This is a genomic window from Pseudomonas sp. CFSAN084952 (genome assembly GCF_009648855.1).
In the GTDB taxonomy this organism is placed as follows: domain Bacteria; phylum Pseudomonadota; class Gammaproteobacteria; order Pseudomonadales; family Pseudomonadaceae; genus Aquipseudomonas; species Aquipseudomonas paracarnis.
The window spans coordinates 2,001,125-2,024,795 of sequence record NZ_CP045767.1 but is presented as its reverse complement, the minus strand read 5'-3'; the positions used below and the strand labels follow the sequence as shown (position 1 = coordinate 2,024,795).

Below are 23,671 nucleotides of genomic sequence, written 5' to 3'. Positions count from 1 at the left end.
ATGAGCGTCCCGTGGGACCACTGATGAGGGTAATAACTGTGCTTGAAGCCTACCGCAAACATATCGAAGAGCGTGCCGCACTGGGTATCGTTCCCCAGCCGCTTAACGCCGAACAAACCGCAGGCCTGGTCGAGCTGCTGAAAAATCCTCCGGCTGGCGAAGAAGAATTCCTCGTTGACCTGATCACCAACCGCATTCCACCAGGCGTTGACGAAGCCGCTTACGTCAAGGCCGGTTTCCTGTCTGCCCTGGCCAAGGGCGAAGCCACTTCCCCCCTGATTGACAAGAAACGCGCTGTTGAACTGCTCGGCACCATGCAAGGCGGCTACAACATCGTGACGTTGGTCGAGCTGCTGGACGACGCCGAACTGGCACCCGTCGCGGCCGCCCAACTCAAGCACACCCTGCTGATGTTCGATGCGTTCCACGACGTCGCCGAAAAAGCCCGCAACGGCAACGAGCACGCCAAAGGCGTGATCCAGTCCTGGGCTGACGGCGAGTGGTTCCGCAACCGCCCTACCCTGGCCGACAAGATCAGCCTGCGCGTCTTCAAGGTCACCGGCGAAACCAACACCGACGACCTGTCGCCTGCGCCTGATGCCTGGTCCCGTCCTGACATCCCGCTGCACGCCCTGGCCATGCTGAAAATGGCGCGTGAAGGCATCGTGCCGGACGAGCAAGGCAAGACCGGCCCGATGAAGCAGATCGAAGAGATGCGCGGCCAAGGCTTCCCGATCGCCTACGTCGGTGACGTGGTCGGTACCGGTTCGTCGCGTAAATCGGCAACCAACTCGGTATTGTGGTTCTTCGGTGACGACGTGCCTTACGTGCCGAACAAGCGTGCTGGCGGTTTCTGCTTCGGCAGCAAGATCGCTCCGATCTTCTACAACACCATGGAAGATGCTGGCGCACTGCCAATCGAATTCGACGTTACCAACATGAACATGGGCGACGTGATCGACCTGTACCCGCATGCTGGCAAAGTCTGCAAGCACGGCACCGACGAAGTCCTGACCACCTTCGAAATGAAGACCCCGGTGCTGTTGGACGAAGTTCGCGCTGGCGGTCGTATCCCGCTGATCATCGGCCGTGGCCTGACCGACAAGGCACGCGCTGAGCTGGGCCTGGGCCCTACCGACCTGTTCAAGCTGCCTGAAGCGCCTGTCGACACCGGCAAGGGCTTCACCCTGGCGCAGAAAATGGTCGGCAAGGCCTGTGGCCTGCCAGAAGGCAAAGGCGTTCGTCCAGGCACCTACTGCGAGCCGAAGATGACCACCGTGGGGTCCCAGGACACCACCGGCCCAATGACCCGTGATGAACTCAAAGACCTGGCGTGCCTGGGCTTCTCGACCGACCTGGTGATGCAGTCCTTCTGCCACACCGCGGCTTACCCCAAGCCGATCGACGTGACCACCCACCACACCCTGCCTGACTTCATCATGACCCGTGGCGGTGTATCGCTGCGTCCAGGCGACGGCATCATCCACAGTTGGCTGAACCGCATGCTGCTGCCGGACACCGTCGGTACCGGTGGTGACTCCCACACCCGTTTCCCGATGGGCATCTCGTTCCCAGCCGGTTCTGGCCTGGTCGCGTTTGCCGCCGCCACCGGCGTCATGCCGCTGGACATGCCGGAATCGATTCTGGTGCGCTTCAAAGGCAAGATGAAACCTGGCATCACCCTGCGAGACCTGGTGCATGCCATTCCTTACTACGCGATCCAGGCTGGCCTGCTGACCGTAGAGAAGAAAGGCAAGAAGAACGCCTTCTCTGGCCGCATCCTGGAAATCGAAGGCCTGAACGACCTGACGCTGGAACAGGCTTTCGAGCTGTCCGACGCCTCGGCTGAACGTTCGGCTGCCGGTTGCACCATCAAGCTGTCCAAAGAGTCCGTCACCGAGTACCTGAACTCCAACATCACCCTGCTGCGCTGGATGATCGGCGAAGGCTACGGCGATGCACGCACCCTGGAACGTCGCGCCCAAGCGATGGAAGCCTGGGTTGCCAACCCGGAGTTGATGGAAGCCGATGCCGACGCCGAATACGCCGAAATCATCGAAATCGATCTGTCGGAAATCAACGAGCCGATCCTCTGCGCGCCAAACGACCCGGACGACGCCCGTCTGCTGTCCAGCGTCGCTGGCGAGAAGATCGACGAAGTGTTCATCGGTTCGTGCATGACCAACATCGGCCACTTCCGCGCTGCCGGTAAGCTGCTGGAGCAGGTCAAGGGCCAGCTGCCTACCCGTCTGTGGCTGTCGCCGCCGACCAAGATGGACGCGCACCAACTGACCGAAGAAGGCTACTACGGCATCTACGGCAAGGCTGGCGCACGTATGGAAATGCCAGGCTGCTCGCTGTGCATGGGTAACCAGGCACGCGTTGAGCCGAACTCCACCGTCGTGTCGACCTCGACCCGTAACTTCCCGAACCGCCTGGGTGATGGTGCAAACGTCTACCTGGCATCGGCTGAGCTGGCGGCAGTCGCCTCCACTCTGGGTCGCCTGCCGACCGTCGAAGAGTACATGGGCTACGCAGCGAAACTGGACACCATGGCCAGTGACGTCTACCGCTACCTGAACTTCGACCAGATCGCTGAGTTCCGCAAGATCGCAGCAAGCGCCAACATCCCGGTGATTCAAGCCTAACGGTGTGTTGATGTGAAAGGCGCCGCGTATCGCAAGGTACGCGGCGTTTTTTTGCGTGCGCCAAAAGGGTAACGGATGTCAATCCAGGCTCCCGCTCCCCCTTAAAGAGTTGTATCAGACTGAAAAGTACTGGCCGCCGACAACCTTTGCACGACGACCTACCAGATCAGGTAGTTGTCCCTCTACGCCTTGAAGGCTAAAACTCTCTACACCCTGACGCCTGTATCACGGAACCCACCAGCTCTGGATGTACTTCGCGCTGTAAGCCGTACCCCTTAATAAAAAAAACAAACCCTGCCCTCGACACCCAAGCCCGGTGCCAGGGGCGCTCTCGCCTGTTTTTTGTGCTGACTGGAGGTGTGTTATGTCGCGTAGCCAATATGTGATCAAGAAAATCTTCAAGCATTATTCGGTGTCGGTGGAACACATCGGCGATGCGCCTGATAGAAAGAACGTCCTGTTGGTCAACGGCGCCATGGCCACGACGTCGGCCTTTGCCCGTACCAGTAAATGCCTGGCCGAACACTTCAACGTGGTGCTGTTTGACTTGCCGTTCGCTGGAAACTCCCGCGCTCACAACCCTGACCGGTGCCTGGTGACCAAGGACGACGAAGTCCAGATCCTGCTGGCATTGATCGAGCGCTTCAACATTCACCACTTGGTTTCCGTGTCCTGGGGTGGCCTGTCCACCCTGCTGGCACTTGCCAAAAATCCAGACAGCGTTGAAAGCTCAGTGGTGATGTCGTTTGCGCCTGGCCTCAACGCGCCGATGCTCGATTACGTCAGCGGGGCGCAGGCACTCATGGCCCGGGATGACAACGCAGGGATCGGCCATTTGCTCAACCAGACGCTGGGCAAGCATCTCCCGGCTCGACTCAAGACCGCCAATCAACAGCATATGGCGCAGTTGATCAACGCCGAGCAGCATCAAGCGCGCTTCCATATCGAACAGGCACTCAAGCTCAATGAAGGGGCCTACTTGCCGCAACTCTTGAACATTGACAGTCATGTGCACTTCCTGAATGGCGCCTGGGACGAATACACCAGCGCCATGGACGTGCAGTCCTTCAAGCAGTACATCCGCGATTGCAGCTTCTCCATTGCCCAGAGCAGCGGACATTTTCTAGACCTGGAGTCCAAGGCCGCGGCCAACGGCGTGCACCGCGCGTTGCTCGGGCATTTGCTGAGGGCATGCGATGCCCAGCCAGAGGCGTTTTGCGAGCAGTCGGCTCAACGAGCGCGGCTGAGCTTTGCCTAAATACTTTTCAACAAGGACGTGGATGATGCGAGTAATCATGGTTGCCATCGGCTCGGCCGGTGACGTTTTTCCCTTTATCGGCCTGGGGGCTGCCCTGACTGTGCGCGGTCATCAGGTCACCTTGTGCAGCATGCCGACGTTTCAGCGCGCCATTGAGGCGCAGGGGCTGAACTTCGTGCCGTTATGCGATGAGGCGACCTACAGCGCCGCCATGGGCGATCCCCTATTGTGGGACCCGAAGACCTCATTCGCGGTATTGTGGCAAGCCATCGCCGGCCTGCTGGAACCCGTCTACGACTATGTAACCACTCACAATACCGACGATACGGTGGTTGTCGGCTCACTATGGGCCTTGGGGGCACGTATCGCCCATGAAAAATACGGCATCCCTTATCTGTCCGTCCAAGTGTCGCCATCCACGTTGCTTTCTGCACATTTGCCGCCCGTGCACCCCACCTTCAATGTGTCGCGGCGCTTGCCATTGACTCTGCGCAAGCTGCTCTGGCGCGGGATCGAATACCTGAGCCTGGACCGTACCTGTGCTCCCCAAATCAACGCACTACGCCACAAACATGGGCTACCAGGCGTGGTGAAGAACATCTTCAGTCAATGGATGCATGCGCCCCAAGGGGTGATATGCCTGTTCCCCGAATGGTTCGCCCCCGCACAGAAAGACTGGCCACAGCCTTTGCACATGGCCGGTTTCCCTCTGTTCGACGGTGGCGCCCCTGGGCTCGATGAGTCCACACGAGCCTTTCTGGTTGCCGGAGCGCCCCCTATTGTCTTCACTCAAGGCTCCACTGAGCACTTTGACCAGCAGTTTTATCGTTTCGCCCTGGCAGCGCTGCACAGGGTCGGTGCCCGCGGCATTTTTCTGACCGGTGATCGACCGCTCTTCACGGACCTGCCGCCCACCGTGATACAGCGTCCGTTTTTGCCGATGAGTTCGCTGTTGCCCCACGCGGCCGGTCTGGTCCACCCCGGCGGCATTGGTGCCATGAGCCAGGCGCTGGCGGCCGGCATTGCGCAGATTGTGCTGCCTATCGCTCATGACCAGTTCGATAACGCCGAACGCCTGGTGCGCATGGGATGCGGCATACGCCTTGCCCTACCGTTAAACAAACAGGACCTGGACGATGCGATCACAACGTTCTTGCACGACAGCCGGCTGCAAACGGCCTGTCGTCGAGCGAGCAGCCTGATGCCCTGCGACGCTGCCTCTTGTGAAACAGCGGTCAACGCCATTGAGCAGTGCCACGCGCGGCATTCAATGCCTCGCCTGCGCCAGGCCTCATAAACCACGAACGTCCAAGTGTAAGCACCGTGCCAGAGCGGTCGGGAAGCCTCGGCAAAGTTTGACAGAAATAGCTTGTGGGCTAGATTGCCAAGAATGCAGTAATCGAGGCGACTGTCCATGGAGAAGGAAAACGACCTCATTCGTTGGTGGGATTGCTTGCGCATCGAGATGTGCAAGCAACAGGATGAGACTCAAGTGTTAGCGCTTCTGGAGCGTGAAGTGTTGCAACTGGGGTTCGAGTACTACGCCTATGGCGTACGTCACCTGACCCCTTTTACACGCCCGAGAACCGAGATATGCGGGTCCTACCCCGCAAGCTGGCTGGCACATTACGAGAAACAAAACTACGCGGCTGTCGATCCGTCAATCCTTAGTGGCTTGCGCTCTACCGAGATGGTGGTATGGAACGACGCACTGTTTGATAACAGCCGCACGCTGTGGCAGGAAGCTCGGGACTGGGGCTTGTGCATCGGCGCCACACTGCCGATTCGAAGCCACGACCGTTCACTGCGGGTACTGTCCGTGGCTCGGCGCCAAGACATTATTTCGCAGGCTGAAAACAACGAGATTCAAGTGCGCCTGCGCTGCATCCTTGAACGGGTGACACTGCGCCTGACAGACCTGGGTGATAGCGAACGCGCCCACCAATCGGTCTGCCTGAGCCGGCGTGAGCGGGAGATCCTGCAGTGGACCGCCGACGGCAAGAGTTCAGGAGAAATCGCGCTGATCCTCACTATTTCCGTCAACACCGTAAACTTTCACCTCAAAGCCATTCAGAAGAAATTCGGGGCTGGCAACAAAACACTGGCGGCAGCCTACGCCGCTGCACAGGGCCTTATCTAGGGCCCGACAATTGCGATAAGGACATCCAATGATCAGCATCATCACCCGTCGTCACCATGAACTGTCTGCAACGCTTGAGGACGACCTGGGCCGCTACCGACACGAAGTTTTCATCCAGCAATTGGGCTGGCAACTGGATTCCACGCACGCCCGGCCCCAACGCGAATTCGACCAGTTCGACCACGCGGATGCTCGTCATATCCTCGCCCTCGATGCCGAGCGCCAAGTCTGCGGTTGCGCGCGGCTCTTGCCGACCACGCAACCTTATCTGCTGGCGCAAGTGTTCGGTTTTCTGTGCGACCAGCCAACCCCGCGAAGCAGCGACACCTGGGAGGTGTCGCGTTTTGCCGCGCGCGCCCTGGAGGAAGGCACCTTACCGATGCGCGTCTGGTGGAACAGCCTGAACCATGCCTGGAGCCAGGGCGCCAATCGGGTAGTGGCGGTGACCACACCCGCACTGGAACGTTATTTTCTCAGGCATGGCGTGCAGTTGAGCCGCCTCGGTTCTCCGCAACGCGTGAATAAAGACCATGTGGTAGCGCTGAGTTTTCCGGCCTGGCAGAAAAACGGCCAAATCGCGTTACACGCAGAGTCGGCCGTTGCCTAGCGATGGGTGATCCCCACCTGTGCTTAAAGCCGGGGCATCGGCTGCGAACGCCTCAGGGAATCAGCGAGTAAATCAGTGAGGAAATGGCCACCAGACCGACCAGCGTCACGAACACATTCGAGGCCTGCCCCCGGTACTTGGCCATGGCCGGGACCTTGCGGATCGCGTACATCGGCATCAGGAACAGTATCGACGCGATGATCGGCCCGCCCAGGGTCTCGATCATGCCAAGGATGCTCGGGTTAAGCGTGGCGACGATCCAGCACACCACCAACATGAAGGCGGCGGTCATGCGGTCCAGGGTCTTGGGTGCCGGGCGGCGGCCAGTCTTGACCACCAGGCCCTTGAGGCCCTCGCTGGCGCCGATGTAGTGGCCCAGGAACGACTTGGCAATCGCCACGAACGCAATCAACGGTGCGGCAAAGGCAATCGTCGGGTTATCGAAGTGGTTGGCCAGGTACGACAGGATCGACAGGTTTTGCGCTTTCGCTTCAGCCAACTGCGCGGGCGACAGAGTCAGCACGCAACTGAACACGAAGAACAGCACCATCGCCACCATCAGCAAGTGCGCGCGGGACAGGATCTGCGAGCTGCGCTCGTCGGCGTGTGCGCCGTACTGGCGCTTCTGGTCCACCGCGAAGGCCGAGATGATCGGTGAATGGTTGAACGAGAACACCATCACCGGAATCGCCAGCCACAACGTGTTGAGCAGCGCCGAGGGTGCCGGCACTTCGCTGGCGGTGCTGAGAATGCCGCCATTCCAGTGCGGTACCAGGTACACCGCCAGGAACAGCAAGGCCACAATAAACGGGTACACCATCAAGCTCATGGCCTTGACGATCACTTGCTCACCGCAACGCACCACGGCCAGCAGACCCAAGATCAACACAAACGCCAGGATGGCCCGGGGCGGCGGCAGGATATGCAGCTGGTGCTCCATGAAGCTGCTGACGGTATTGGTCAGCGCCACGCTGTAGATCAGCAGGATCGGGAAGATCGCAAAGAAGTACAACAAGGTGATCAGTGCACCGGCCTTGATACCGAAATGCTCTTCAACCACGTCGGTAATGTCGGAACCTTCACGGCCGGACAGCACGAAACGGGTCAGCCCACGATGGGCAAAGAACGTCATCGGGAAGGCCAGCAACGCCAGGATCACCAGCGGCCAGAAGCCCCCCAGGCCCGCGTTGATAGGCAGGAACAAAGTACCGGCGCCAATGGCGGTACCGAATAGCCCGAGCATCCAGGTAGTGTCCTGGCGGCTCCAGCTTGTGAGCGTTGCAGGTGTCGTTGCATAGCGTTCGTCGACGCTATTGGCCTGATCATTCATCCGGTGGGATCTCCGCATTCACACGGCCAGCACGAGTCAGAAAAACCTGACAGGCAGCGCCCTGGCCGAAACAAGGGCCGGATTGTCCGGGATTCTCTTGGAGAAGCAAAGACTTAGCTGAGGAATGGTTAGGCGGAGCAGCTGGTCAAGTGGCCGCCCCCGTGAAGGTTTTGGATGGCTGAAACGTCGTACAAACATTACGTCTAAGTTTTAATAGGCCACCTATTGCGAGAAGAGTCCGACAACAAGTTCGGAAGCAGCCCGCTTCAAAATCATATTCTTAGTCATACAACCCCTCAACTGTTACAGGACCATACATAGCTATTGAGCACGCGCAAATTCACACACTAATATCTTCGCGCATTGACCGACAAAGACGATAACAACACTTAACCAACCAGTAAGGAGTTTGATAATGCGAAGACTCACCCTTGCTTTTACCGGCCTGTTTTTCGCGGGTTTATTAGGCGCGCCGTCAAGTTACGCGAAACCGGTTGAGGCTGATGTTCGTGCCCTGGCCTCTTCGCCTCAATGGCTGACCACCAAGGTGTATATAGAGGGCGAGCCAGAAAACGACGTCAAGGCCAAATACCCCGGCGTGGTCGGAATCTCAATGTGGGACCCGCAACGCAATCGTTACGAATTTTTCTACACCGATACAGGGCGCTCGAAACACCCTGATGGCGGGGGCGGTTATTTCCTGGTCACTGGCGACAAGCAGACCCACATCCTGGTGCCCGACCTTGGCCCGCATCGCACCATCGTCAGAAGGCTGGAAAAATTGGACAACACCGAATTCACCTATTCTCGTGAAGTCCCTCGCGACATGGTAGCGACCAACCCTCCCGTTAGAATCTATGTGGTACATGCGCCTTACACGGGACCAATAAAGACTCAGATGTCAAACTAGTTAAACACCCTATTTATATCCAGCCATAAAAAACCAATAACAAACGAGGCACTTGTGATGAATCCATACGCTTCATGCAGATATCTATTCATGCCTGCACTGCTGGTAGCCGTACTGTTGCCCAGCGCAACCACGGTACAGGCCAACACGACACTGCCCACCAAAAGCATCGCCGCCACGCCCGATAGCACCGTCATGTTGACCGTGTTTCTTAAACACGATCAATCACGCCCGCTGGGCGAATTGAAAGCCCAACTGGCCAAGCAGGAATTTCACAAGGTCTTCCCGCCGGAAGGTGTCGAAGTCGTCAGTTGGAATATCACCATGGGCATCGGGCAAGTCATCGTGCTGCGTTTACCGGCGTCTCGCCTGGCTCAAGTCAACCTGGCCATCGAGAACACGGCGTGGGGTGTCTACAAGACGGAATTCTTCCCGACCTACGATTTCATGCCGATCGCACAAAGAGAGCGGGCCCAGGCACGGCAACCGGGGACTACTCAGTAGCTGGCGCGACAGCGAAGGAGCCTGGGTGCGCGGGTTTGGGTTGCGCAGCCAGGTTTGACGTATCCGGAAATCTTGCAGGAGGTCAGCGCAATAACGGGTAGGTTCGGCGCATACTCATGCTCTCAAACCCTTCAGGAAGAGCCTTGCGATGCCCACCACTGTTCTGGTCCTGGTTGAAACCATCAACGAATACCTGCAAATCATCGAGAGCAACGACTTTCATGTGATCCTGGCGCCGACGCCTACTGAACGCGCCCAAGCGATCAAGACCCATGGGGGGCAGATTCAGGCCGTGCTGACCCGCGGGCCGCTTGGGTTGTATGCCGAAGAGATCGCCGCGTTGCCATTACTGGAGATCATCTGCGTGATTGGCGCCGGCTACGAACATGTGGACCTGCAAGCGGCAAGCAACCGCGGGATAGTGGTGACTAACGGTGCCGGCGTGAACGCACCCTCGGTGGCTGATCACGCCATGGCGTTGCTGTTGTCACTGGTGCGCGGGATTCCTCAGACCGACGCCGCTGTTCGCCGCAGCGAGTGGCCGAAGGTCATGCGCCCTTCCCTGGCCGGCAAACAACTGGGCATTCTCGGGCTGGGGGCCGTGGGCATGGAAATCGCCAAGCGCGCCGCCCTCGGGTTTGGCATGGAAGTGAGCTATCACAACCGCCAACCTCGCGATGACGTGGATTACACCTACTGCTCAACGGCCGTCGAACTGGCGCGCACTTCGGACTTCCTGATCCTGGCCACGCCCGGTGGGGCCGGCACTCGCCATCTGATCGATAAACATGCGCTGGATGCGTTGGGGCCCAATGGCTATCTGGTGAACATCGGCCGCGGCAGCGTAGTGGTGACCGCCGACCTGGTCGCCGCGCTGGAGCAGCGCCGCATCGGCGGCGCCGCGCTGGACGTGTTTGACGATGAGCCTGCAGTGCCCGATGCCCTCAAGCGCCTGAGCAATACCGTGCTGACGTCCCACGTGGCCGGCCTGTCCCCGGAGGCGGCCCATGACACGGTGCAGCGCGTCGCTGATAACCTGGTGGAATACTTTGCCGGCCGCCCCGTGCTTACACCGGTGGCCTTGCCAGCGCCTGCAAAATGACCGATCAGGCACGCTGATCACCCTTCAACACGCTAACCTATTAAGCCGCCCCGGCCTTGTCGCTGGGCGGCTGTGCGCATTAGATTAGGAAATAGTCCAAGGCCTTTAGAATAAGCAGAAGGGATAAGCATGGCGCTGAACGACCAATCGACCCAGATTCGCCCAGGCGAAGAACTTGATGCCAGCCTGATCGATCCCTACCTCAAAGCTCATATTCCGGGCCTGAGCGGTACCGTCAAAATCAGCCAGTTCCCTGGTGGCGCGTCGAACCTGACTTACCTGCTGGAATACCCCGACCAGGAATTTGTGCTGCGTCGCCCGCCGTTTGGTCACAAGGCCAAGTCTGCCCACGACATGGGCCGCGAATACCGCATTCTCAACCAGCTCAAAGATGGCTTTCCGTACTGCCCCAAGGCTTATGTGCACTGCACCGATGAATCGGTGATCGGCGCCGAGTTCTATGTGATGGAGCGCGTCAACGGCATCATCCTGCGTTCCGACCTGCCGGCTGAGCTGGGCCTGGACGCCACCCGCACCGAGGCCTTGTGCAAGAGCTTTATCGACAAATTCGTCGAACTGCACCAGGTCGACTACCACGCCTGCGGCCTGGCCGACCTGGGCAAGCCCGAAGGCTACGTGGCGCGGCAGATTCGCGGCTGGGGCGAGCGCTATGAAAAAGCCCTGACGCCCGATGCGCCAAAATGGGAGGCGGTACGCGCCTGGCTCAACGACAAGATGCCTGCCGATCACTCCACCTCCAGCATCGTGCACAACGACTACCGCTTCGACAACGTGATCCTCGACCCGCACAACCCGATGCAGATCATCGGTGTGCTGGACTGGGAGCTGACCACCCTGGGCGACCCGTTGATGGACCTGGGCAACACCCTCGCCTACTGGATCGAGGCCGCGGACCCGGCGCCGGTGCAACTGATGCGCCGCCAGCCGAGCAACGCCCCCGGTATGCTCACCCGCCGCCAGTTTGTCGACTACTACGCCGAGCGCTCCGGCATCCAGATCGACAATTTCGATTTCTATTACACCTACGGCCTGTTCCGCCTGGCCGGGATTGTGCAGCAGATCTACTACCGCTTCTTCCATGGCCAGACCCAGGACAAACGCTTCGCGCAGTTCATCCACATGAACAAACTGCTGGAGCAGATGAGCCTGAATGTCATCGGCAAATCAGCGCTCTGAGTGCAACTACAAGGAACCCTCATGTCCAAGACCAACCTGTTCGACCTCGATGGCAAGATTGCGTTTGTTTCCGGCGCCAGCCGTGGCATCGGTGAAGCCATCGCCAAGTTGCTGGCCCAGCAAGGCGCCCATGTGATTGTCTCCAGCCGTAAGCTGGAGGGTTGCCAGCACGTGGCCGATGCGATCATCGCCGAGGGCGGCAAAGCCACGGCCATTGCCTGCCATATTGGTGAAATGGAGCAGATCACCCAGGTGTTCGCCGGCATTCGTGAACAGTTCGGCCGCCTGGATATACTGGTCAACAACGCCGCCACCAACCCGCAGTTCTGTAATGTACTGGACACCGACCTGGGCGCATTCCAGAAGACCGTTGACGTGAATATCCGTGGTTACTTCTTCATGTCGGTGGAAGCCGGCAAGCTGATGCGCGAGAACGGCGGCGGCAGCATCATCAACGTGGCCTCGATCAACGGCATCTCGCCGGGCGTGTTCCAGGGCATCTACTCGGTGACCAAGGCCGCCGTAATCAACATGACCAAGGTGTTTGCCAAGGAATGTGCGGCCTTTGGAATCCGTTGCAACGCGCTGCTGCCGGGCCTGACCGATACCAAGTTTGCCTCGGCGCTGGTCAAGAATGATTCCATCCTGAAAATGGCCCTGGCCCAGATCCCGCTCAAGCGCGTGGCCGACCCCAGCGAAATGGCTGGCGCGGTGCTGTACCTGGCCAGTGATGCGTCGAGCTATACCACTGGGGTTTCGCTGAATGTGGACGGTGGTTTCTTGTCCTGACGCCCCAAGCGCCATCGATGGCAGACGGGGCTGAGCCGTCTGCCATCAGACTCAGACTCGCACGCCGCTCATATCGATCTTGAATAGCACCAGTTTGCCGTCTGGCAGGGTCGCGCCAATCACTTTGAACAGCCGCTGACGGTCCAGCGCATCCGCTACCTGTTGCCTGGCCCCTGGATCACTGCGGTCCAACTTCTTCAACACGCGTCTAACCCAGCCATCCTCCATCTGGAAATGCTCATAGACCCTCTGCATGCTGACATTGCGCGGTTTGGCATGCTTGACCTCAAGCACGTAGACATCGCCCGCGGGCCCTTTGAACACCAGATCGAAACCGTTTTGACCGCCACCGTAGGTTCCACCAGGGATGATTTGATAGCCATCATTGACCAGTAGTGCGCGGTACATCTTCTCATTGGCAAGCCCACGGCCCTTTGCATCCTGAATACTCAGCGTCTTCCATTGATCAAACAACGCTATTTCATCCGCGCGCCTTTGCCGATGGGGATAATGAAACTGGTCGTTGGCGGCCACTGCGTCGACATTGAATGAGCCCTCACGGCGTACCGCAACGGTGGCCATGCCTTGAAACGGATCAAACTGCACAATGCCCATGGGTAGGGCGAGGCCGTCGGCCTTGGCCTGTATCCCCTGTAACAGCCGACCATAGGGATAACCGTGGGTCCAGATGTGCGTATCAATCTTGCGATCTTGCAGGTGCGCGGGTGCATTGCGGATAGCCGGGTTATCGAATGCAATCATCTGCCGCGCATACTGGCGCATGTAGCAGTACGTTTGCCTGTCCTGCGTCGACATCACGCCCTGGCTCATATCACTGGTAACAGTGGTGTAGCCCAGAACCTTGCGGGCCGCGCGAATGATGGCGCCGATGCTGCCCAAGCGCATCTCGGGCACCCACGAAGCACGGCTGCCACCGGTATCCAGGTAAACACCCGGCGCATGGCTGTGTGCATTGGGAATCATCTGGTATTTATTTCTCGTGCTATCAAGATCGACGCGAACCACTACGCCCCCCACCTCCAGATAGCTGGCGATTGAGTCACCAGAGATCTGAATGATGCCGTCTTCGGTGATGGCCCCGCTTTGCTGCCACACCCCACGCGCGTCAGGTACGTAAAGTTTGTTATCGCCCGCTTTGAAGGATGCCAACGAGAACCGGGCATCGCCGTAGTAGCTCTGCCCGCCCATGACGTACTGTCTTTTCCCCTGGATAGCCGGCCCCGTCGTTGCGCCCCCACCTCGTGCATCGTAAAGCTGCAGATCCAACCGTGGATCCCGCGGCACGGCGGCGGCCATCGGCATCGACACCGGTGCACTGGCATGAGCCGCCGTCGTCACGCCGGTCCAGGTCCAAGTGCCACCCACTCTGCTGACAGCAGATGGGCTGGCCGCCAGTTGATGAGCCAAGCGCGGGTGATAAGTGCCGCTGGCCGGGTGATAGTCCACTTGCACTGTCTGCCCGGTATCCAGATCAATGTAACTGCGGCCGGCAGCCTGACGAACACCCTCGGCATTTGCGGGCCCAAGCGCATCGCCCGTTACCCACACTGCCTGCGGCGGCAGCGGCCCAGGCAGATCCAGCGCACTTATGTGCGCGCCCCCAAGCGCGTCGCCGTGCCCGGCGCGCTGCACGCCTTGATTCACAGGTTGAAGGGAAGGAACCAGACGGCCATAGTCCCTGACCATGACGGTGTCGGCACCCAAGCCGATACGTGAGGGTGATACATGCGCGGTCCTGGGTGATTGAGGTTTTTGCTGCATAAAAAATCCCTTTTCAATGATCTATCAAACTGAATCGGCACCGATAAACCGCAGTTGCGCAGACGTCACAGTGCGCTGGGGATCAGCGTCCGCTCCCCAGCAATCGCGACCTGCATCGTAATGAATACCTGACACCGTACCGTCCTCCAGCTCAAGGCCGACGATACGCAACTGACGCACCATCACGGTCGTCCACTGGCGAGAACGGCGCAGCGCACCCAGTACCTCATCGATGTTCGAATAACGGCAAGCATCCAGTTGCACGAGGCAGATCGCGCCCAGGTCCTGGCGAATGTCGTACTGCTCGCCCTGCAGGGTGTGTACGCTGACCTGTTCCAGCGGTATCGAAGGGTCTGTCACGGGAGGCAGCAACACTGTCACGCTGCCAATGGTCAACGTGTCGTTGATCAGGGCGATATGCGCCCGCTCAATCAACTCGCCAAGACCGGCGGTATTGATCCGCCAGAACGACGCGTCCGCCGTTTTGGCCAACGCCCCCGGCGTGGACAGGGCAATCGTTGAGCCTGCGCTGGGCACGACCTCGTAGGTCGATGAGCGCCCCATCAGCGCATAAGGCCTCTGGTAATGGGGCGGTACAGGAATAACGACTTTCTGTTGCACCGATTGCAACCAGATGCCCTTGGCGCTGTGCGGTCGAAAAAACCCGTGCACGCCGGGCTTTTCTATCAAGGCAGAGCTGCCGTCGAAGGTCTTGAACCCGGGCGAGGCACGGTCTTGGATATAGGATTGCTGGGCCGCCTGCACGCGGTATGAGACGCCGTCATTCATGACCAGCACGAATCGGCAGTCCAGCGTCAAAGCCACCGCGATGATGTTTGAGGTCACGTTGGTGCGCGCCGAAGAACGATCGCTGGCATAGTGGGCGAGGACCAATTGGCTGCCGTCGATGAACCTGATGGTCAATCTCACGTCGCTGTAGGTCAGCGAATCGAAGTGTCCCCTCCTGCGCAGGGTCACGCGGTAATGGGCCAAGGCCTGGAGAATCTCCCGCGACGAATAGTCCACGTACAGCACGCACGCGGTGGTGTCGCCCTTGAGGCGAACATCGAGCACCTTTGCACCTGGCCCGCGTTCGACGAACCCACGCGTAGAACGCCCATGGGGCACCACGAACGTGCCAGCGCCCAACACCTTGTCCAGGCTGACGTCCTGGCCGCCCGCTCTCACGGCAACGGTGACGTTAGTGTCCTCGCTGCCCATCAACACCGGTTCAAGGATCGGCTCAAGCGTATAGCCGTCCTCCGTGAGAAACAGCAGGTTGTGCGTGTTCAAGCGGCGCTGCTCATCACTGGACGTATAGAGCCGCTCAAGCTTGATGACTTGCTCCGGCAGTTCGCCGTCCACGCCCCTCCACGCCACGATGACCAGCGCACAGCCCTGGATACGCCAACTGCTGATAGACGCCAACGGCCAGCGCATCTCAATCACAGAGCCCTCGGCCCAGTCCTGCTCATGCAATGTCACCGCGCCAGGGTTGCTGGCAATCACATAACGATCCTTGCCCGCCCCACCGTCCACCCAGGCGCCAGCGCCCAGCACAATCACTGTATCGTTGCCCTCTGCGGCTTCGATCCGATCGTTGTGACCGGCGGCGACCAGGGTATTGGCCTGTGCTGAACCCTTGACGTGGCTGGCTAGCCCGGTTGGGGTGTAGATATTTTCTATCGAGTCCAGGCTGATCGAAGGATAAGGCGGCGACTTGTCGATATCCTTGCGCCGCACCACAGTGCCCGCCTGCAGGTCGATGGCATAACCTGCCGTCCCGTCCTCATAAATTGTCGAGTTGGCCAGGTAAAGCGTATCGCTGCCCTCCTCGCCACGCAGCTCGCTGGCCGGGCTATTCGCATCGGTTTCGTCCAGTATGGCCGTCGGCATGTCATACCTGAACAGGTCGTTCCTGGCGCCCCCGGTGAGCTGCTTGTGGCCTTCACCGAAGCGGAAAATGTTCGGGTTGCCAGTCGAACCTTTGACCTTGTCATTACCTCCCCCCAGTTGCCAGAGCACAGCCGCATCCACGGCAGTACTGTCAAACACCGCACCCGGCAGACGGTCAACCGGGGTATTGGACGCATCGACTTCATCATCTTGGTCAATCACCGTGGGCTCTGTGGTATCGATGTACGGATCTTCACCCTCGGCCTCGTTCCAGCGGCGCTTCCAATAGCGGACTGGCCTCAACCGCACCTCAAACCCGCCATTGACCACCGCCTGCACGGTGCCTTTGAGCGCGCCTTTAAGCCAGGCATCGGCCTGCTCCTCCAGTTGCTGCGCATACTGTTGTTCCATCCGGGCCACGACGTACCGATCGCGTATGGCCCTCTCCTGCTCCTTGCCTTGAAAGGCCAACCAGCCCGCGTGCAGGCGCTCGAAGATACTCAGTTCGATGTAATCATCAATGTCATCCACCTGACGAACCGCAGCATAGAGTTGCGTGCCAAAGATCAGTACGGCAGCGGCGGCAATGCCCAGCGGGCCGGCCACGCTGAACCCGGCCAACGCAGCGGCACTCAGGGCCACAGCCACGCTGGCGCTCACAATACTGAAGCCGGCATTGACGTAATGGTCCATGGCTTCCTTGCCGGTACTCTTGGCTGCCTTGGCGAACGACTCCTTGGCATTGAGATAATCAAAGGGCAACGTCAGCACCAACGCAAACAGGCTGGCCCCCCGTCGCAGGGCCTGGCCAAGGCAACTGGTGCTGAAACCTGCAAATACCTTGCGACCGTTTTCCAGCAGCCGTCTGCCGAGTTTTTCCAGCGCCAGCTCCAGTGCAGCCCCTGTGAGGTTGGCCAATAACTCAGCGCCGGTGACCACCGACCTATTGATGTCGCCGGTTTTGATCGCCTCGGCCAAGGCGCTGATTGCGCTGTAATACCCGTAAGCTGCAAGCCCCGCGCCCATGACCGCCAGGCTTCGGCTTTTCTTCGGCTCGACCCAGCGAGGCATTCCCTCCAACTGCGCCGCTTGGTTGAGATTGGTTTTCTGTACTGAACGCAACAGGTTATCGAGCTTGCCGACTGCACCAGGATGTTCGTCTCCCGGCTTCGCCAACAGCAGAGGTGGTGCCTGTAGCGAACGCAATGCCGCGAACTCGAATAACAGCGCGGCACTGTTGTCACTGACCGAGTCATTCCTGCGCAGACACCGATGCAGTCTGGATGCCGAGAATCGGATCGCATCAAGCAGCGTCTGGTCTGCTTCGCGTACCGCCAGGTGATGGGCCTTTACCGGTTTTCCCGCCATGTAGGCCCCCATGGCGGCAAGGTCTCTACGCTGCACAGTCAGCTCACCCACAACCAATGGCCCCAGGCTCTGATCCAGGGCAAGCAATGCTGCTTGCCTTTTTTTCGCAGGTGTTTCGATTGTCGCCATGCGTCCGCCTCCCTATGCCACGACGTAAACAGGGATAGTGGCGGCCAACAGGACCCAGGCAACGGTAGATGCTTATGCGTACCGGCAATTGACGCACAGATAGTTTGAGCCCATAGCGCAAGCGAGTAATCTTGGCGCGGAGTGAAGCCTTGGGATGAAACATGGAACTGCACGTGGTAATCAATGGCCGCAAGGACCTGGCCGAACAGCTCTACCAGCAGTTGCGCGAAGCCATCGCCACCGGGCGGCTGTCGGCAGGCGCACAGCTGCCCCCCAGCCGACTGCTCGCCGAACAACTGGGCATCTCGCGCAAGACCGTGTCGGACACCTACGCCACCTTGACCTACGAGGGCCTGCTGATTGGCAAGATCGGCCGCGGTACTTTCGTCAATGCCTGGGCGCCACAGCCCGACCGCGTGCAAACCGCCACCGACCTGGCGTGTGCCGCCAACCTGGGCAAATGGGCGGCACTGCCCTCACCCATGGGCCACCCCGCCCGCGAGGAGATCCTGCGCTACGAATTTATCGGTGGCGCGACGACACGCCACCAATTCCCACAGGATGAATGGCGGCGTTGCACCCAGGATGCGTTGCGTCGCATCGCCCAGAACAGTGGTTTTTACAGCCAGCCAGAAGGCGTGCCCGCCCTGCGCGATGCCATCGCCGGGCATATCGCGTTTTCCCGCGGGGTCAAATGCAGCGCCCGCGATATCGTGGTCACCAACGGCGCACAGCAGGCGCTGGACCTGCTTGCCCGCGTGGTGCTTGAACCCGGCAGCCTAGTCGCGATGGAAGACCCCGGCTATAGCCCCGCACGCCAATTGTTCGTCGCGATGGGCGCCCGCGTCGCCAGTGTTGCCGTCGACGAACAGGGCCTGCAGGTCGACCAGATCCCGGATGGCACGCGCCTGATCTATGTGACGCCGTCCCACCAGTTCCCCCTCGGCATGCCCATGAGCCAGGCGCGGCGCGAGGCTCTGCTGGACCGCGCCATTGCGCTCGGCGCGATCATCATCGAAGACGATTACGACAGCGAATTCCGCTACGAAGGCCGCCCCACCGACTCCCTGCAAAGCATGGATACCCGAGGCGTGGTCACCTACGTCGGCACCTTTTCCAAAACCCTGTCGCCGGAGTTGCGCCTGGGCTACGCGGTGCTGCCGCCGGCCATTTATGGTGCGGTGCTCAAGGCCAAGCAATTGACCGACCAGCACAGCGCTACCTTGCCGCAGTGGGCACTGGCCAAGTTCATCAGCGAAGGCTACCTGCTCAAGCATATTCGCCGCTGTCACGGGGTCTATGCGGGGCGTCGCGAACGCATCCTGCAGCGTCTGGCGGGCGATCTGTCGCCGTGGTTCGAGGCAGTACCGACGGTGGCGGGCTTTCACCTGGCGGCCCTGTGCAAGGTGCCGGTGAATATTCCATTGCTGATGGAACGGGCGCGCCAGGTTGAGGTGGGTTTATATCCCTTGGACGTGTTTTTTCACGACAAGCCGGTGCGCTCGGGGCTGATTCTGGGGTTCGGCGCCATCGAGACCCTGGACATCGACCCGGCGCTGGACAAGGTCCGCGATATTCTGCTGCAGATTGGCTAGGCAGTTTTCCGGCGCATTGGTCATTGGTGGCAAGCCGTCGGCGGCGTAGGGTGAAGCGATCTTTCACCCGATGGAACCCTCATCATGAAACGCTTATTCGCTGCCACCCTGATGCTCGCCTCCCTCAGTGCATTTGCCCACGACCCGGTCTACAACCAGGAAACGCTCAAGGTGCTGCAAGAGCACGCCTTGACCAACGTGCCGGGCAAGAAAACCATCATGCTCACCGTGGACTACGCCCCCGGCCAGGCCACCGTGCCCCACAGCCACACCGGCACCGCCGTGGCTTATGTGCTCGAAGGCGAGATCACCTCGCGGGTCAATGATGAAAAGGCGATCACCTACAAAGCCGGGCAATCGTTCTACGAACCGGCCGGCTCGCGGCATTTTGAGTCAAGCAATGCCAGCCAGACCCAACCGGCCAAGCTGCTGGTGGTGATGGTGCTGGATGACAAAGCTGAGGTACTCACCCCGCTTCCCAAATAATCAGCAACACCACAAAACCCATGTGGGAGCTGGCTTGCCTGCGATAGCGGTGGACCCGCCAGCTCATCTTTTACTGGCCCACCGTTATCGCAGGCAAGCCAGCTCCCACAGTTTTAACCGTATCTGGTCAGGGACGTTTGAACAAGTTGCGCTGGTGTTCAATGCGCTGGCGGCACTCACAACCCTCCAGATGATCATTGACCATTCCCATCGCCTGCATCAACGCATACATCGTGGTCGGGCCGACGAAGGTCCAGCCGCGTTTCTTCAGGGCCTTGGACAAGCGCACCGAAGCCGCTGAGGTCGGATTGGCCGTCCAGTAAGCCATGTCCACCACTGCCGGCCGCTCTTGCGCGCCGGGTTCGAACGCCCACAGCCAGCGCGCCAGCGAACCGGTCTCCTCCACCAGCTCACAGGCCCGGCGTGCGTTGTTGATGGCCGAGATGATTTTCGCCCGATTGCGCACGATGCCCGGCTCGCTCATCAACCGCTCGATGTCCGTCTCGCCGTACTGCGCCACCCGGCGAAAATCAAAACCCTCGAACGCCTGCCGAAAGTTTTCGCGCTTGCGCAGGATGGTGATCCACGCCATCCCCGCCTGAAACCCCTCCAGGCAGATCTTCTCGTACAACGCGATGTCATCCGCCACCGGCACACCCCACTCGTGGTCGTGGTAATGCAGGTACGCAGGCGCTGCAGTGCGCCAGGCGCAATACATGCGCCCTGCTTCGTCGGTTGTCAGCCCTGATTGATCCATCCATCACCTCGTATGCCCAAGGCGATGATACGCAAAAAAAATTAATCCCCGCCAACCGCTCAAGCATCGTACTTACCGACCAACTGGTCAGACCGGGACCTGCCAACCGCCAAATATTTACTTGTGATTTGAAAAAACCCGAGCGTAGACTGGCCCCGCACTGGACTTACCGGTAAGACCACAACAATTAAGCCCTGGAACCACCAGGGCACCGAATAGAGATCCCTCCCATGCTCAGATGGTGCTCGCGTTCGATTTTCCTGCAAGTCGTGATTGGCCTGATACTCGGCATCGTCTGCGGCCTGGCCCTTCCCGAATTCTCCTCGCAACTCAAACCTTTGGGTGACGGCTTTATCAAGCTGATCAAAATGCTGATCGGCCTGATCGTGTTCTGCGTAGTGGTCAGCGGTATTTCCGGCGCGGGCGACTTGAAGAAGGTCGGACGCATCGGCCTCAAGTCGGTGATCTATTTTGAGATGCTGACCACCGTCGCCCTGGTGCTCGGCCTGATCATGGCCTTCAGCACCGGCATCGGCAGCGGCGCCAATATTCACCTGGAGCAACTCTCTTCCGCCGGTTTGAATGAACTGGCGGACAAGGGCCAGCACATCCGCGGCACCAGCCAGTTTCTGATGGAGTTGATCCCCAACTCGGTAGTCGGCGCCTTTGCCGATAATAACGTGCTGCAAGTGCTGTTGTTTTCGGTGTTGTTCGGCAGCGCGCTGAACCTGGTGGGCGAAGCGGCCAGCGGGATTTCGCGACTGATCAACGAATTGAGCCATGTGATCTTCCGCATCATGGGCATGATCGTGCGCCTGGCGCCGATTGGCGTATTCGGTGCCATTGCGTTCACCACCAGCACCTATGGCCTCGATTCACTGCAACACCTGGGCAGCCTGGTGGGGCTTTTCTACCTGACCTGTTTTGCCTTCGTGGCGGTGATCCTCAGGCTGGTGATGCGCCTGTCGGGCCTGCGCATGTTGCCGCTGCTCAAGTACCTGCGCGAAGAACTGCTGATCGTGATGGGCACCGCGTCGTCCGACGCGGTGTTGCCGCAGATCATGCGTAAACTGGAACACCTGGGCATCGGCAGCTCCACCGTGGGCCTGGTGATTCCCACCGGCTATTCGTTCAACCTCGACGGTTTTTCCATCTACCTGACCCTGGCTATCGTGTTTATCGCCAACGCCACCGGCACACCGCTGTCGATGACCGACTTGCTGACCATCCTCCTGGTATCGTTGATCACCTCCAAGGGCGCCCATGGCATTCCAGGCTCGGCATTGGTGATTCTGGCGGCAACGCTCACAGCGATTCCGGCGATTCCGGTGGTCGGCCTGGTGTTGGTGCTGGCCGTGGACTGGTTCATGGGCATCGGCCGTGCGCTGACCAACCTGATCGGCAACTGCGTGGCCACCGTGGCGATTGCACGCTGGGAAAAAGACATTGATATCCAGCGCGCCAACAAGGTGCTCGACGGCCAGCAAGGCTATGCCTTCCAGGCCAAGAAGCCGGTACTGCCGGCGCATCAGGAGTTCTAGGACAACACCCATCCAATGTGGGAGCTGGCTTGCCTGCGATAGCGGTGGGTCAGCGTCAACTGTAGTGCCTGACACTCAGTCATCGCAGGCAAGCCAGCTCCCACTTTGGACCTTCGCCAGACTGAATACTGTATGAGCAACATCAAGGAGCCTTCGACGTGATCAGCACTTCAACCGTCGTCAATTCAGTGGTAGAAAAACTGCGCGCCGCCTTGGCGCGAGGCCAGTGGCGCCGCGGTGAAATGCTGCCCGGTCAACGCGAACTGGCCGAACAGCTAGGTATCAGCCGCCCGAGCCTGCGCGAAGCGGTAATCGTGCTGGAGACCCTCGGCCTGGTGCGCTCCATGCCCGGCAAAGGCGTGGTCGTGCTGGAAACCAGCGTCAGCGAGCCGCAATCGAGCGACGCCGTGGCCGATGCCAGCCTCGAGGACATCCTGCAACTGCGCTACACCCTCGAACCCTTCATCGTCGGCCTGGTGGCCCAGTCCATCAGCAGCAAGGAAATCGGCCAACTGCGCCTGACCCTGATGGACATGCGCGAGGCCCTCGATGCCGGCGATGCCGAAGCCGGCATGAACGCCTATATCGACTTCCATGAAGAATTGTTCGCCCTGACCTCCAACCCGATCTTCCAGAACGTGGTGCAGCAAACCAGCACCGCGCTCAAACAAAGCGCCCAGGTACTGCGCAACTCGCCTGAACACCTGGCCGAACGCCTGCAAGAGAACGAGGCCGTGGTACGCGCCATCCGCAACAAGAACAGCGCCCTGGCCAGTGCCGAAATGCGTCGGCACATCCTGCAGGAAGGCCTGCGCATGGGCATTCGCTTGAATATCCCGGACGACCATCTGGGCAGTTGATTTTCGGAGACCGGCCATGAACGCTCACGCCCTGCAACGCGACTCCACCCTCACGTCCCTACGCTGGACGCCCGAAAAAAAGCCCTCGGTGGACGATATCTACCCACGCTTGTTCGACGCCATTCTTGAGCAACGCATTGCGCCCGCCAGCCGCTTCACCGAAGAAGGCCTGGGCGAACTCTTTGGCGTGAGCCGCAGCGTGATTCGCCGAGTGCTCGCCAAGCTGTCCCATCAGCAAGTGGTCATCCTGCGCCCCAACCAGCGCGCCCAGGTCGCCGCGCCGGATGCCCAGCACACACGGCAGATTCTGGAAGCACGGCGTCTCACCGAAATGACCGTGGTGCAACTGGCCTGCGCCCAAGCCACAGCGATGCAGATTCGCCAACTGCGCGAGCTGATTGCACAGGAGCGCGACGCCATTGAGCGTGACCAACGGGGGCCGGCGATCCGGTTTTCGGGAGAGTTTCATCTGCAACTGGCGCACATGGCAGGCAATGCGCCGTTGGCGCAGTTTCTCAACAGCCTGGTGCCGTTGACGTCGTTGATCATTGCGCAATTTGAAGTAAAAGCCTGCACCTATTGCGCGTGGCAGGAGCATGTGGCGATTGTGGATGCCGTGGAACAGCGCGACGCTCACACGGCCGTCGCCCTGATGACCCAGCACCTGGATCACCTGGAAACCCGACTACTCAAACACCACTGACGCCAAGTGAGTAAAGTTAAAACTGTGGGAGCTGGCTTGCCTGCGATAGCGGTGTATCAGTGACCAAAT

Annotated in this window: 19 protein-coding genes; 15 read left to right on the top strand and 4 right to left on the bottom strand. The window is 59.7% G+C overall.

The window, feature by feature from the left end; all coding sequences use genetic code 11:
• Nucleotides 1-38 precede the first annotated feature (38 nt).
• The 5 genes from acnB to GH769_RS09160 all read left to right on the top strand — a co-directional run bounded on the left by acnB (nt 39) and on the right by GH769_RS09160 (nt 6,653).
• Complete coding sequence (gene acnB / locus GH769_RS09180; protein ID WP_003190828.1) at nt 39-2,648, top strand: bifunctional aconitate hydratase 2/2-methylisocitrate dehydratase; 2,610 nt, start codon at nt 39-41, stop codon at nt 2,646-2,648.
• A gap of 364 nt (nt 2,649-3,012) precedes the next feature.
• Nucleotides 3,013-3,906, top strand: coding sequence for an alpha/beta fold hydrolase (locus GH769_RS09175; RefSeq protein ID WP_032902147.1), 894 nt, complete (start codon nt 3,013-3,015; stop codon nt 3,904-3,906).
• 25 nt (nt 3,907-3,931) lie between these two features.
• Nucleotides 3,932-5,203: a glycosyltransferase gene (locus GH769_RS09170; RefSeq protein ID WP_032902145.1), complete on the top strand. Its 1,272-nt coding sequence runs from the start codon at nt 3,932-3,934 to the stop codon at nt 5,201-5,203.
• A 117-nt stretch (nt 5,204-5,320) separates the two neighbouring features.
• On the top strand, nt 5,321-6,046 hold the full coding sequence (locus GH769_RS09165; protein ID WP_032902143.1) for an autoinducer binding domain-containing protein: 726 nt from the start codon (nt 5,321-5,323) through the stop codon (nt 6,044-6,046).
• 28 nt (nt 6,047-6,074) lie between these two features.
• The gene (locus GH769_RS09160; RefSeq protein ID WP_032902141.1) at nt 6,075-6,653 is read left to right on the top strand and encodes an acyl-homoserine-lactone synthase; all 579 of its coding nucleotides are present in this window, start codon (nt 6,075-6,077) and stop codon (nt 6,651-6,653) included.
• A 52-nt stretch (nt 6,654-6,705) separates the two neighbouring features.
• Here GH769_RS09160 and GH769_RS09155 read toward each other — a convergent pair whose 3' ends face one another.
• Complete coding sequence (locus GH769_RS09155) at nt 6,706-7,983, bottom strand: serine/threonine transporter (RefSeq protein ID WP_014718329.1); 1,278 nt, start codon at nt 7,981-7,983, stop codon at nt 6,706-6,708.
• Between the two features lie 415 nt (nt 7,984-8,398).
• Between GH769_RS09155 and GH769_RS09150 the strand changes: the two genes are divergently transcribed.
• From GH769_RS09150 to GH769_RS09130, 5 genes are all read left to right on the top strand, one after another.
• On the top strand, nt 8,399-8,893 hold the full coding sequence (locus tag GH769_RS09150) for a DUF4822 domain-containing protein (RefSeq protein ID WP_019820181.1): 495 nt from the start codon (nt 8,399-8,401) through the stop codon (nt 8,891-8,893).
• Between the two features lie 90 nt (nt 8,894-8,983).
• A complete protein-coding gene (locus GH769_RS09145; RefSeq protein WP_032902139.1) occupies nt 8,984-9,397 on the top strand; it encodes a hypothetical protein in 414 nt (137 codons plus the stop codon).
• A gap of 148 nt (nt 9,398-9,545) precedes the next feature.
• A complete protein-coding gene (locus tag GH769_RS09140) occupies nt 9,546-10,499 on the top strand; it encodes a 2-hydroxyacid dehydrogenase (protein WP_014718326.1) in 954 nt (317 codons plus the stop codon).
• Between the two features lie 129 nt (nt 10,500-10,628).
• Entirely contained in the window at nt 10,629-11,696 is a 1,068-nt protein-coding gene (locus GH769_RS09135; RefSeq protein WP_020301516.1) for a phosphotransferase family protein, read from the top strand.
• Nucleotides 11,697-11,717: 21 nt separating this feature from the next.
• Nucleotides 11,718-12,485, top strand: a complete 768-nt coding sequence (locus GH769_RS09130; RefSeq protein ID WP_014718324.1) for an SDR family oxidoreductase — start codon at nt 11,718-11,720, stop codon at nt 12,483-12,485.
• A gap of 51 nt (nt 12,486-12,536) precedes the next feature.
• Here GH769_RS09130 and GH769_RS09125 read toward each other — a convergent pair whose 3' ends face one another.
• Both GH769_RS09125 and GH769_RS09120 read right to left on the bottom strand, forming a co-directional pair.
• Nucleotides 12,537-14,267, bottom strand: a complete 1,731-nt coding sequence (locus GH769_RS09125; RefSeq protein WP_177480943.1) for a hypothetical protein — start codon at nt 14,265-14,267, stop codon at nt 12,537-12,539.
• A 24-nt stretch (nt 14,268-14,291) separates the two neighbouring features.
• A complete protein-coding gene (locus GH769_RS09120; protein WP_032902135.1) occupies nt 14,292-17,660 on the bottom strand; it encodes a calcium-binding protein in 3,369 nt (1,122 codons plus the stop codon).
• A 161-nt stretch (nt 17,661-17,821) separates the two neighbouring features.
• Between GH769_RS09120 and GH769_RS09115 the strand changes: the two genes are divergently transcribed.
• Both GH769_RS09115 and GH769_RS09110 read left to right on the top strand, forming a co-directional pair.
• The gene (locus tag GH769_RS09115) at nt 17,822-19,255 is read left to right on the top strand and encodes a PLP-dependent aminotransferase family protein (RefSeq protein ID WP_019820194.1); all 1,434 of its coding nucleotides are present in this window, start codon (nt 17,822-17,824) and stop codon (nt 19,253-19,255) included.
• Between the two features lie 84 nt (nt 19,256-19,339).
• Nucleotides 19,340-19,741 carry a cupin domain-containing protein gene (locus GH769_RS09110; RefSeq protein ID WP_014718320.1) on the top strand — a complete coding sequence of 134 codons (402 nt, stop codon included), beginning with the start codon at nt 19,340-19,342 and terminating at the stop codon, nt 19,739-19,741.
• A 127-nt stretch (nt 19,742-19,868) separates the two neighbouring features.
• Here GH769_RS09110 and GH769_RS09105 read toward each other — a convergent pair whose 3' ends face one another.
• The gene (locus GH769_RS09105; RefSeq protein ID WP_014718319.1) at nt 19,869-20,498 is read right to left on the bottom strand and encodes a DNA-3-methyladenine glycosylase I; all 630 of its coding nucleotides are present in this window, start codon (nt 20,496-20,498) and stop codon (nt 19,869-19,871) included.
• Nucleotides 20,499-20,713: 215 nt separating this feature from the next.
• Between GH769_RS09105 and GH769_RS09100 the strand changes: the two genes are divergently transcribed.
• The 3 genes from GH769_RS09100 (at nt 20,714) to GH769_RS09090 (ending at nt 23,602) form a co-directional block, all read left to right on the top strand.
• Nucleotides 20,714-22,039: a C4-dicarboxylate transporter DctA gene (locus GH769_RS09100; protein ID WP_178128934.1), complete on the top strand. Its 1,326-nt coding sequence runs from the start codon at nt 20,714-20,716 to the stop codon at nt 22,037-22,039.
• Nucleotides 22,040-22,197: 158 nt separating this feature from the next.
• A complete protein-coding gene (locus GH769_RS09095) occupies nt 22,198-22,899 on the top strand; it encodes a FadR/GntR family transcriptional regulator (protein WP_014718317.1) in 702 nt (233 codons plus the stop codon).
• A 16-nt stretch (nt 22,900-22,915) separates the two neighbouring features.
• Nucleotides 22,916-23,602: a GntR family transcriptional regulator gene (locus GH769_RS09090; RefSeq protein ID WP_014718316.1), complete on the top strand. Its 687-nt coding sequence runs from the start codon at nt 22,916-22,918 to the stop codon at nt 23,600-23,602.
• Nucleotides 23,603-23,671: the final 69 nt, after the last annotated feature.